The following is a 12,281-nucleotide window of genomic DNA, read 5'->3' on the forward strand; positions in this document are numbered from 1 at the left end:
GAGCCGTTAACTTATTTTTATGTTTGCAGATCACAAGACAACGAACAAATATCTGGCACTTTTAGCATTCTTCGCTTCACTGATCATCTATATACTGACACTGGCTCCCACTGCCAGTTTTTGGGATGCCGGTGAGTTTATAGCAGTAGGTCACGGACTTCAGGTCAATCACCCGCCGGGAGCCCCCTTCTATTCCCTGCTCGGGAGAGTTTTTTCCATGTTCATGCCTACGGCCTATGTAGCAGTAAGCATTAACTTTATCAGTGCCCTTTCATCAGCACTGACTATTATGCTTCTATATCTGATCATCGTACGACTGGTACGTGAATGGAAAGGCGATCCTGATGCAATGAATTTCTTTGATCAGATCGGCATGTACGGAGGTGCATTTGTTGGCGCCATGACCTTTGCCGTAACTGATACCTTTTGGTTCAACGCTGTGGAGGCCGAAGTATATGCCCTTTCAATGTTCTTTACCGCTATTGTAGTGTGGCTGGCACTTAAATGGGCAGAAAACTATGACAAAAACTATAATGAACGATGGCTCGTACTGATCGCTTATATGTTCGGCTTAGCCATTGGTGTTCACTTATTGAATTTGCTTGCTCTGTTCTTTGTAGCTTTGATCGTCTACTTCAAACTCTACGAATTTGAGTGGAAGTCGTTCCTGGCCATGGGAGGCATATCCGTTGTTACTTTCTTTGCAATCTATCCGTTCACTATTCAGAATATACCAAGCATCGCAAATGGAATGGATGAAGCAACTTATGGTCTTATAAGTCCGATCGCGTTTATTTTTCTGATCATGATAGTGGTAGCATTTGGCATCTACTATACGCACATCAAGAAGATGCGCCTGGCAAATATCATCACCATCAGTTATGCGATGATATTGATCGGTTTTTCCTCCTATTCGGTTATCATGATACGTTCTATTGCAGATCCCCCAATTGATGAAAACGATCCTGAAACCACCGAAGCCTTTATCAGTTACCTGAAACGTGAGCAATATGGCGCCACTCCTATTCTGAAAGGAAATTATTTTGACGACAGTACCGAGCAGATAACAAGAGATGCTGAAAAGTTTTTCCCCCGCCGTTATTCACCGGCTCCAAATCATATTGACTACTACTCCAGATACAGTTCAGACTGGGACTTCTTCTGGAACTATCAGGTGAATCATATGTATGTAAGGTACTTTAACTGGAATTTCATTGGTCGGCAGGCTGATGTTCAGGATGCCGGTTGGCAATCCGGATTCACTGCTCCTGCCTATCCAAGTAATAAGGCCAGCAATGCGTATTTCTTTATTCCTTTTCTGCTTGGGCTCTTTGGGATGATATATCACTTTAATTCGGATTGGAAGCGGGCTTTTGCCGTATTGGCTTTATTTATTGTCACAGGACTGGCTATCATCGTATTCCTGAATCAAACCCCCTATCAACCCCGGGAACGGGATTATGCTTACGTGGGGTCCTTCTTTGCTTTCTCGATCTGGATCGGTTTGGGGGTGACCGGATTGATCGAACTGGTTACCAACTCTATCAGGAACAGGTGGGCCGGCGTGGGTGTTTTGATGCTCACCATGATCGCCTCCCCTGTCTGGATGGGTTACCAGAATTGGGATGACCATGACCGCAGTGGCCGTTATGTGGCACCAGACTATGCCCGTAACCTGCTGGAATCCACGGCACCAAATTCGATCTTGTTCACCAACGGTGATAATGACACCTTCCCGTTATGGTACTTGCAGGAAGTTGAAGGTGTCAGAACGGATGTCCGTATAGTATGTCTGAGCCTGTTAAATACAGATTGGTATATCAAGCAATTACGGGATCAATGGTCGCATGAGTCGGCACCACTTCCTATTTCACTTTCTGATGAGGAGATAGAACGCGTCACTTCCGGTTTATCACAGTGGCAACCTCAGCAGATCAATATTCCTGTGAATAAAGAAATGCTGAGACAGGCATTTTCCGATGATCGGAATTACAAGGAATCAATTGGTATACCTCAAGATACTTCCTTACAGGTTTTACGTAAGGGCATTGATTTTGAAATGCCTGTCGATTCATTAGATGAGACAATGAACTGGCAATTAGATGGTCGCCTATATGGACAGGACCAACAGGGCAACAGTATCTACTACTTGCAGACTCAGGATCACCTCATTCTGGATCTTCTCCGAACCAATAATTGGCTAAGACCGGTTTACTTTGCCAATACGGTTTCATCTCAAAGCCAGCTAAACCTTCAGGATTACTTCAGAACTGAAGGTAAAGCCTATCGGGTAGTCCCTAAGAATTTTGGAGCCGGACAGGATGGCCACATTAACACCAGGATCTTCATTGATCGCCTGAATAAATTTCAGTTCAGAGAATGGGACAATCCGGATGTATATCTCGATGAAAATATTAGAAGAATGTTGAGCAATTACCGATTCAACTTCATGTCCCTTGCCATGAAATTCATGGAAAAAGGACAGGCGGACAGTGCCGGTTACTGGCTGAAATGGGGCGAAGATAAGATCCCCTTCAGGCCTTCTGAGACCAATGAGTCTATCAAACTCTTGTACTCAGTACGCTATGCCCAGGTTGGTTTAGGCGAAGATGCAACAAGATTAGCTGGTACTGCTGAGGCTCCCCTGCTAAACGACCTTAATGCAAGCCTGAATAATTTTGTGCGAGTTGAAACAAAATTCAACGAATTACGAAATGAGTTTGAAAGCGCAAGAAGTCAGGGTGATATTAGCCGTCAGCGTGAGATCAGATCAGAGTTGAATCAATTGAATGAAGATGCTCAGGAATATCTGACACAGGTTAGGACGGTCAGGCAGTCACTCACCCTTGTTCAATACGCGTACTTTATGGCAGAAGAAACTGATAAAGCAGAGCAATTGGCAATGGAAGTTGATTCCTTCATGGGACCCGATTTCCCTGCTATGCCGGCTAGTAAAACGGAAAGCGAGGCTGAGATCAGTCGGTACGGTTTAGGAATTAAATAAGTGCCTGTTTAATTATTTACCGCACTATATTATATTCAAAGCATATTAATAAGCAGTTATGATTCACAAATTTACAAAAGAAAATATCGATGAGATCGCCAAAGTACTTGGTACATCTCCAAAACCGCTTGGTAATGATGTATTCCGATTTGAGGTAAAGAACGAAGATGATCCCCGAAAATTAGCCCTGGAGATTCATCTTGGGCTTCAGGTAGACGGAGAAACCATGAACATGGTTTCCGTGTATGCTTATAACACCTTTCTGCAGCTGCATAACTGCACCGCTTTTGTTGCCAGTGAAATGCTGCAGCAAGTCACCTTTTTCGGACGATCCGGTGAAAAAACCTCCGGACTTATCGTTGAGAAAACAGCCGGATGCAGCTTGTATGCCAACGTGGATCAATCCATATTGACCGGCGACTTCACTCAACTTCCCGAAGACCTGATGATGTGCGGTATTGCACTTTCACTCACTGAGTCTATGGATGATGATTTTTCATTCTAAACCCATCTCCTCCACCAATGAGTGAACCGACTTTGCAGTCATTTAATGAGAGTTCGGTCAATGTTCCTCTTGATCAACCGACCGCTCAGAAGATCTTATCATTGATCGAGGTACATGAAAAAGTGGTTTATAGTTTCGTTGAGTTGGTCTACGTTGATGAAGAAGAGATCATACGCATCAACAATGAACATTTAGACAGAGATTACGTTACCGATATTATCTCCTTTCGGTATGATGAAGAATCTGATGGTGACCAAGAGATCGAGGGCACATTATTCTGCTGTGCCCCAAGGATTAAGGAACAAGCTCAGGAATTTGGAGAGTCTGCAGAACGTGAGTTTGAACGAATACTGATACACGGTCTTTTGCACCTGATCGGTTATAATGATCAGACTGAGGAAGAAAAAAGGTCCATGACCGAACTTGAAGACAAATATCTGGCGTTGTCTGAAGACAACAAATAAGCAGACTTTACGTACATCACTTCAAAAAGTGAATGAGCACCGATAACAAACCAAATATCATCAAGGAACAAACCAAGGCTTTTGGAATGCAGCTTTGGGATCTGCTTCGCGCCCAGGTTGATAAACACAGTGCCAAGGAACTTCCGTCAGGTAACCGTGATATCCCGCCTAAGAAAACCTTGGAATACCGGTGGTTGCTGAACCTTCTTTTTGGATTACCCTATATTCTGCTGGGAATATTTGTATTCTCGTTTTATTGGGATTTTACAGGATACGAAGCTGCCTTTTTTGATCACACCTTCAACTTTGAAGGCATACTCCGAATTGTTAGCATAAGCGGATTGATCGGTTTTTTAACGAACTGGATCGCTATCACTATGCTTTTTCGGCCCACATATAAGCGGCCAATTCTCGGTCAGGGTTTGATACCGGCCCAAAAAGACCGAATTGCCTATCGCCTGTCTCGCGCGGTATCTGAAGACCTCATCAACCCGGAGATCATAAAGCAAAAGGTCCATGAGTCAGAAGCCATTGCAAAGTATCGTGAGAAAGCGACCGTCTATATAAAAAAGATCATAGATGACCCTGAATTCCGTTTCAATCTGAAACAGATAGCAGTGGGTTATGTGGATGAGATGATCGCTGATCGGGAGATCAGATCCAATATTGCAAAAAAACTGATCGAGCAGATCGACGAGGCAGTTGATGAAAAATCATTTGAAAAAGTAGCGCTAAGAGCCTACAGTTTCTTTAAAGGTCAGGAAATGCAGGACTTGGTTGAAAGTGCCTTGCTCAAACTTCCGACCGGTATTGAGAACAGTTTGAATAAGATGGATACCTTTTTGGATGAACTGCCAGAAAAACTGGATGAAAACGGTTCAGTGATAGAAGAAATGGTTACAAAAATGCTGTATAAACTTATCAATCAGCTGGATGTTCAAGCACTTGTTGAAGATAATTTGAGACAATACGATGAGAAGAAACTGGAGACCCTCATCAAAAATGCCAGTAATGATCAATTGCAATATATTCAGTATTTAGGTGCAGTTTTAGGTACTTTTGGTGGGCTGATTATCTGGGAACCAATTGCCAGCTTACTTGTTATTTCTGCTATAATAGGGATAACACTGTTCCTGGACATGATTTTGATCAGGATCAAGAGAACAAACTAATTCAAATTATTGGCTAATTATTATGAAAACAGTATCCAGGGCATTTTATATAATAGCAGTCCTCATCTTTGTGGTCAGTTGCAACAGTACCAAAAATATAACTGATGAGATCAGCCACTCGGCAAATAGTTTCACCATTAATTCATTCAAACCAGCAGCTGAAACACCAACTGAGACCTGGCACCTGACCCCTGCCCTGAATGAAAGCTACACCGGAACCGGCGTGGAGCAGGCATACCAGGAATTACTGTCCGGTAAATCACCCAGACAAAAAGTGATCGTTGCCATCATTGATTCAGGAACTGATATCGAACATGAAGACCTTTCCGATAAGATCTGGATAAATGATGATGAAATCCCCGGTAATAATATTGATGATGATGGCAATGGTTATGTAGATGACCTTAACGGCTGGAATTTTATTGGCGGTGCGGATGGAGAAAATGTTGACAAAGATACTTATGAAGTTACCCGTCTTTATGCTGAGATGAGGGATGAATTCAAAGAAAAAGATCCTTCAGAAATTCCTTCTGACAAAATGGATGAATACCAATACTTCCTTGATATCAAAGAGGCTTACCAAACACGAGTGAATAGAAACCAACAGGAGTTACAGCAGATCACTCAGATAAGGATGGCCGTTCAATTTGCTAAAAATACGCTGGGTATCGACAGTATTGATGATATTCCGGAAGACAGTCTTCAACTTACCGGCAACGAAGATCAGCAAACATTACAGTCCAAACAGATCATCAGCAGCTTAAAAGCAAATGGAGCCACAGAAAAGGATATTGAAGATCTGGACGAATATAATCAGCAACTCAATGATCTGAGTGAATATGGATTGAACCCGGATTTTGACCCTCGCTACATTGTGGGTGATGACTATGATGATCTCAGTAATCGCTATTATGGAAACAATGATGTAAAAGGCCCAAGGAGTGATCACGGTACCCATGTGGCAGGAATTGTAGGTGCGATCCGAAACAATAATATTGGTGCCCAGGGAATTGCAGACTACATTGAATTGATGATCGTCAGAACGGTGCCTGATGGGGATGAACGTGATAAGGATGTGGCAAATGCAATAAGGTACGCAACTGAAAATGGGGCAAAGGTCATTAATATGAGTTTTGGAAAAGGCTACTCCCCTCAAAAAGAATATGTTGATGCCGCCATCAAATTTGCAGATGAACAGGGTGTACTCTTGGTTTCAGGAGCCGGTAATGGAAGTGAGAATATTGATGAGACTGACTCCTTTCCAAGTCGATTTTATGAGGATGGCAATCAGGCTATTAACTTTCTTAGCGTTGGTGCCACTTCATGGAAAACAGATTCTACCCTTGTGGCCAGCTTCAGTAACTATGGCAAAAACACCGTTGACGTTTTTGCACCCGGTGTTGATGTGTATTCCACTTACCCCGGCGATGAATATGAAAAGAACAGCGGTACAAGTATGGCCGCGCCCGTGGTGTCAGGTATTGCCGCTCTGATGATGTCCTATTACCCGGATTTGAGTACCACACAGATAAAGGACATTTTGCTAAAAACCGTAACCAAGATAAATTTAAGTGTCTATAAACCTGGTGATATGAGTGCTGTTTCTTTTTCAGAACTATCTTCAACAGGTGGAATTATCAATGCATACAATGCCATTAGAACAGCAGAAGAACTCAGCAGGTAATTCAATTCTATGAGTCGATCAAACCATGATTATGATGCTGTTATTGTGGGCTCAGGGCCTAACGGACTGAGTTCAGCTATCCGTTTGTCACAGGAGGGTTTGAAAGTTCTTGTTCTTGAAGCAAAAGAAACCATAGGCGGTGGCACACGCACAATGGAATTGACCGAGCCGGGTTTTTTGCATGATGTCTGCTCAGCGGTCCATCCCACTGCAGCCGGATCCCCTTACTTAAGAACCTTAAACCTTGATAAGTTTGGACTTGAATTCATACAGCCCGAAGTGGCTTACGCCCATCCTCTTGAAGATGGTGACGCCGCTATAGCTTACCGATCACTTGAGAAAACAGCAGAAGGACTTGGAATCGATAAAGACGCTTACCTCAAATTATATAATGAATTTGTAAACCAGTGGGACTATTTATCTCAGGATATCTTTGGAACGTTACGCATCCCTCAACATCCACTTCTCATGGCTAAATTTGGATGGTATGGGATGTTTTCTGCAAAGCTTTTGGGTGATTCATTATTTAAAAAGGAAAAAACCAAGGCATTGTTTACAGGATGTGCTGCACACAGTATCGTCCCATTAACCCGGTCTTTCACCGCCTCTTTCGGTATTGTTTTGGGGGCTTCGGCACATTCTGTTGGCTGGCCTGTAGCTAAAGGTGGGTCTGCTACTATAACTAATGCCATGTCAGAGTTATTTAAGTCACTTGGCGGGGAGATCAAAACGGGGTACCACGTTAAAAAGCTATCTGATATTCCACCTGCAAAAGCCGTTTTATTTGACCTTACTCCTCATCAGATCGCACGAATTGCAGAAAATGATCTGCCAAAAGCATATTTAAACAAACTTAGAAGTTACAAATATGGGCCCGGAACCTTTAAAATGGATTGGGCTTTATCTGAGCCTGTTCCATGGACAAACGAGGAAGCACGAAAAGCAGGTACATTACATTTGGGCGGAACCTATCGCGAAATAGCCTTAGCCGAGCAGGCCGTTTGGGATGGTGAACACGCTGAAAAGCCTTATGTACTGGTTTCTCAACCATCAGTTTGTGACTCCACAAGAGCTCCTGATGGCAAACATACGCTATGGGCTTACTGCCATGTTCCGAACGGTTCAGAAGATGACATGACAGATATCATTGAGGATCAGATCGAACGATATGCTCCCGGATTCAAGGACACCATCATCAGTAAGCATACCATGCATGCCATGGAAATGGAACAGTACAATTTCAATTATATTGGCGGAGATATTAATGGTGGTGCACAAACGATAACGCAGCTGTTTGGCCGCCCCATCTTGAAATGGGACCCGTATAAAATACCGGCCAGTGGTTTATATATTTGCTCTTCCTCTACTCCTCCCGGCGGTGGTGTTCATGGAATGCCAGGTTATCATGCGGCAGAATCCGTTTTAAAAAATGAGTTTCACATCTCATAATATATATAAAGTGATATAAGTTTATCTTTGAGCATGCTAAAAGCGCTGCATACAACTATTCAAAACTTGAGATCGAATTCCAGCCGACAAAAAAGTCGATCGAGGCAATGGACCTTACTGAGCCTTCTAATAGCCCTATTGATATCCATTCCCATCCTAACGGTTGTCTTTTCAGTTTTCACACCGGCAGGTGAAATTTGGAGTCACCTGGCCTCAACAGTGCTTGATGACTATATCAAAAATTCTCTTTTACTTATCACAGGCGTTTCAATCGGAGTGATATTAATTGGGGTATCTTCTGCATGGCTCATCACTATGACCGAGTTTCCCGGACGAAAAATATTCGAATGGGCATCTATATTACCGTTCGCCATACCTGCTTATTTACTGGCTTATATTTATACCGATTTTTTAGACATAACCGGTCCATTGCAAAATATGATCAGAAATCTATTTGGATTAGGAATTGATGAGTACTGGTTTCCAAATATCAGATCGGTTGAAGGTGCTATACTTATTATGTCTCTGGCTTTTTACCCCTACGTATATATGCTAACCAGGTCTTCTTTTCTTGAGCAATCTACCACGCTTCTTGAAGCAAGCCGGATCATGGGCTATTCAACCTGGCAAAGTTTCATTCGAGTTGCTCTCCCTGTGGCAAGACCCGGAATTGCAGCAGGAATGGCATTAGCCCTCATGGAAACCTTGAATGACTTTGGGACGGTACAATATTTTGGAGTGCAAACATTTACCACCGGTATCTACAGAACCTGGTTTGGTTTGGGTGAACGACCCGCTGCAGCTCAGCTCGCTGCCTTCTTGCTGGCATTTATCGTGGTACTGCTCATTCTTGAAAGATGGTCACGAAATAAGATCAGTAATGAGAAATCCAATTCCACGCGTTTTAAACGTTTGAACCGATTTGAACTCAAAGGAGCAAGATCTGCGCTCGCATTCACTGTTTGTTTTATTCCTGTGCTGATTGGTTTCGTGATTCCAATGATCCTTTTACTGGAAATGTTCTTCTCCAACCTTGAACTATTGGATTTTAAATTTCTCGAACTGGCACTGAATTCTTTCACTGTATCAGCTATAACAGGTTTTTTGGCTGTTCTTTTGGCACTTGTAATGGCTTATTCAGCCCGATTAAATCCAAACCGTTATGTTAAAGTATTCAACCGCATCAGCTCACTCGGATATGCTGTTCCCGGCTCGGTGATCGCTGTAGGTGTGTTGATTCCATTTGGTCTCTTTGATAACACCATTGACGGGTTCTTCAGAGAGCAGTTTGGCTTTTCAACCGGATTGTTACTAAGTGGAACCATCTTCGCAATGATATTTGCCTATCTGGTTCGATTTTTATCCGTCTCATATGGCGGTGTGGAAGCCAGCATGGAAAAAATTACACCAAATATGGATGAAGCCGCACGCGGACTAGGACATCGCTTTTCTAAAGTTCTAAGAAAGATCCACATTCCCATGATGTCGGGTGGCCTGCTTACAGCTGCTCTCCTTGTATTTGTGGATGTAATGAAAGAGCTGCCCGCTACGCTTATTGTTCGACCTTTCAATTTTGATACCCTGGCGGTTCAAGTGTATCGCTATGCTTCAGATGAGCGACTGGCTGAATCGGCCGGAGCCGCTTTGATGATCGTATTGGTTGGAATCATTCCGGTGATCATTATCAGTCGTTCTATAGCAAAATCCAGAAAGTCTGAAACGCAATAAAAAAGCCCCGACGCAAAGCGTACGAGGCAATTTATTAGTCATTTTATAAGTTAGAATTGACTACTTCCAGCCGGCTCTATCCATAATTCTTATGGCTTCAGGGTTATTACTCCCTAAAGCTGATACATTCACTGAATCACTCTTATACTCTCCAAATTCCTGAAGAACCGGTGCTACATCAGCTTCATCGTTTATCGGATATTCATTATTACCGCTAATAAAATATTCCTGAGCTTCCGGTGTGGTCAGATATTCAAGAAAACGTACAGCATTGTCTTTATTGGGAGCATTCTTAAGAATGCCGGCACCACTGATATTGACATGGGCACCTCGTTCGCCCTCCCCCTGATTTGGAAATACGAATTGCACTTTGGATGCGGCTTCCTTATCAGCTTCATCATCTCCTGTTATCATAACAGCAAGGTAATAGTGGTTTGCGACAGCCACATCACATACACCGGCAGCAACAGCACGGATCTGATCCCTGTCACCACCTTGCGGCTCGCGGGCCATATTTGAAACCAAGCCATTGGCCCACTCTTCTGTGGCTTCCGCTCCGATGGTTTCCACCATGGAGGCAACCAGAGATTGGTTATATATGTTATTTGATGAGCGGATACAAACCCGATCTTCAAATCTAGGATCTGCAAGATCCTCGTAAGTCAGGTCCTCAGGATCCTCTACAGCATCAGGATTAACTACTAAACCGCGGACCCTTTTTGACAGTCCGATCCAAAGTCCTTTAGGATGCCTGAAAGAGGATGGAATTCGCTCCTCAAGTGTTTCCGATTCAATTGGTTGCAAGATATCCGCCTCTTCAGCTCTCCAAAGCCTACCTGCGTCTACCGTTATCAGGACATCGGCAGGAGAATTAAGCCCTTCACTCTTTACGCGTTCAATTAGTTCATCTGATCCACCTTCGATCAGGTTTACCTCAATGCCGGTTTCCTTAGTAAACTGACTGTATAGATCCTGATCTGTGTCATAGTGACGTGCTGAGTAAACATTCACCTCTTGCTGACTTGAACAAGAAACCATGAACATTGCGATCACAATGGTCGACAAAAGAAAAGATTTCATAATATAAATTTAAGTTAAAATTACATTCTTTATATATTTAGAATGAATTAAAACTAAGACTTTATTTAGATAGAGTCTAAATAAAATTTCACTGCTTTATAAAAGGATACGTTCACTGCTTATGATTCTCAGGATCAAGCCATCTGAGAGTCTTCCATTGATACATGCCTGAATTATGGCCGTCTCCCCAGGTTATCTTAATAGCATGATTACCAACCTGTTCAATATTTCGGATCTCGATCCTTGGTGGATCTTCTTCTAAAAAAGCTTCAGGTTCAAAATCTCCCATATTTCCATGCCCGCCTCTGCACATTACACAAGGACAATTTACTCTTAAACCATGTAGTGGATATCTGGAAACAACATTATCGCTCCATGCGATTTCCAGAACCTGATCTTTATTGCTAACTTCAATACCTGTGGGTGTTACGTTTTCGTCCATTAGTACCTTATATGCTTTTAATTTGAACCACGTCAAAATTAACCAATGCTTTGGATAGTTGTTTCCACAATTATAGTTTCTCTTGTCAGTATTTATTTGGGTCATTCGCGTCTACTGCACATCGATCAGATCACACCAAGACGCTCATCGATTACACTTATTTTGGTTCTGTTACTTTTTCTGAGCCTGCAGTTATTACACAGAATAGGATACTTTCCTGAAGCTGCTGCAGGATTTACCATGGCAAATATGTATGCATCACTTTTCGGGTTCTTTTTTGGGGCTTCAATTCAACAATTCAATCAAAAAATGGATGCAGGTAAGATTTTGTACGTAAACCGGTCCTTCTGGACCGATGTTTTACCAAATGTGATCGCTCTTGGAGTGATCCTATTCGGGATACAGCGAACCTCAATATTTTCAGACATTCCCATAACTCCCATTCGTGTTACATCTGGCCTATCAATTATTGCGTTTGGATTGTATGGGCTGACAATTCGTTTAGTTCCCGAATTCAGGGCTAAAGGCTTGATATTACTTGACCGGCAGATCAAATGGGATGATTTCGTAACCTATTCATGGTTCTCTGAGGGGGTCATCGAGATCGAGTATAAACAAAATGGAGCGATCAAAAGCTTCAAGACCATGATCCCTGAAGAAGATGAACTTTATTTGGAAAAAACACTATCTAAAAAAATTGCCGAAAGACTGGAAAATGACGAATTTTGAAAAGGAATAAGAAAACATGAAATA

At 42.6% G+C, this 12,281-nt stretch carries 10 protein-coding genes; 8 read left to right on the forward strand and 2 right to left on the reverse strand.

The annotated features are described in order from the left end of the window. The first annotated feature begins 19 nt into the window (after positions 1–19). Genes ACKGJO_RS05035 through ACKGJO_RS05065 form a run of 7 tightly spaced genes read left to right on the forward strand, consistent with a single transcriptional unit; the run spans position 20 to position 10,006 of the window. Entirely contained in the window at positions 20–3,004 is a 2,985-nt protein-coding gene (locus ACKGJO_RS05035) for a glycosyltransferase family 117 protein (protein WP_411322309.1), read from the forward strand. Between the two features lie 58 nt (positions 3,005–3,062). Further along, positions 3,063–3,509 (forward strand): hypothetical protein, encoded by a 447-nt coding sequence (locus tag ACKGJO_RS05040; protein ID WP_411322310.1) that lies wholly within the window; start codon positions 3,063–3,065, stop codon positions 3,507–3,509. 17 nt (positions 3,510–3,526) lie between these two features. Continuing rightward, on the forward strand, positions 3,527–3,973 hold the full coding sequence (gene ybeY / locus ACKGJO_RS05045; RefSeq protein WP_411322311.1) for an rRNA maturation RNase YbeY: 447 nt from the start codon (positions 3,527–3,529) through the stop codon (positions 3,971–3,973). Positions 3,974–4,005: 32 nt separating this feature from the next. Continuing rightward, the gene (locus ACKGJO_RS05050; RefSeq protein WP_411322312.1) at positions 4,006–5,145 is read left to right on the forward strand and encodes a DUF445 domain-containing protein; all 1,140 of its coding nucleotides are present in this window, start codon (positions 4,006–4,008) and stop codon (positions 5,143–5,145) included. 22 nt (positions 5,146–5,167) lie between these two features. After that, entirely contained in the window at positions 5,168–6,829 is a 1,662-nt protein-coding gene (locus ACKGJO_RS05055; protein ID WP_411322313.1) for a S8 family peptidase, read from the forward strand. 9 nt (positions 6,830–6,838) lie between these two features. After that, positions 6,839–8,278, forward strand: a complete 1,440-nt coding sequence (locus tag ACKGJO_RS05060) for a phytoene desaturase family protein (protein ID WP_411322314.1) — start codon at positions 6,839–6,841, stop codon at positions 8,276–8,278. A gap of 33 nt (positions 8,279–8,311) precedes the next feature. Further along, positions 8,312–10,006, forward strand: coding sequence for an ABC transporter permease (locus tag ACKGJO_RS05065; RefSeq protein ID WP_411322315.1), 1,695 nt, complete (start codon positions 8,312–8,314; stop codon positions 10,004–10,006). Positions 10,007–10,066: 60 nt separating this feature from the next. On the opposite strand, the gene ACKGJO_RS05070 is transcribed toward ACKGJO_RS05065, so the two are convergent. Continuing rightward, on the reverse strand, positions 10,067–11,086 hold the full coding sequence (locus ACKGJO_RS05070; RefSeq protein WP_411322316.1) for a Fe(3+) ABC transporter substrate-binding protein: 1,020 nt from the start codon (positions 11,084–11,086) through the stop codon (positions 10,067–10,069). Between the two features lie 112 nt (positions 11,087–11,198). Continuing rightward, complete coding sequence (locus tag ACKGJO_RS05075; RefSeq protein ID WP_411322317.1) at positions 11,199–11,528, reverse strand: gamma-butyrobetaine hydroxylase-like domain-containing protein; 330 nt, start codon at positions 11,526–11,528, stop codon at positions 11,199–11,201. 45 nt (positions 11,529–11,573) lie between these two features. Between ACKGJO_RS05075 and ACKGJO_RS05080 the strand changes: the two genes are divergently transcribed. Next, entirely contained in the window at positions 11,574–12,257 is a 684-nt protein-coding gene (locus ACKGJO_RS05080) for a hypothetical protein (protein WP_411322318.1), read from the forward strand. The last annotated feature ends 24 nt before the right edge of the window (positions 12,258–12,281 follow it).

The organism is Gracilimonas qinghaiensis (assembly GCF_046602855.1).
Lineage (GTDB): Bacteria > Bacteroidota > Rhodothermia > Balneolales > Balneolaceae > Gracilimonas.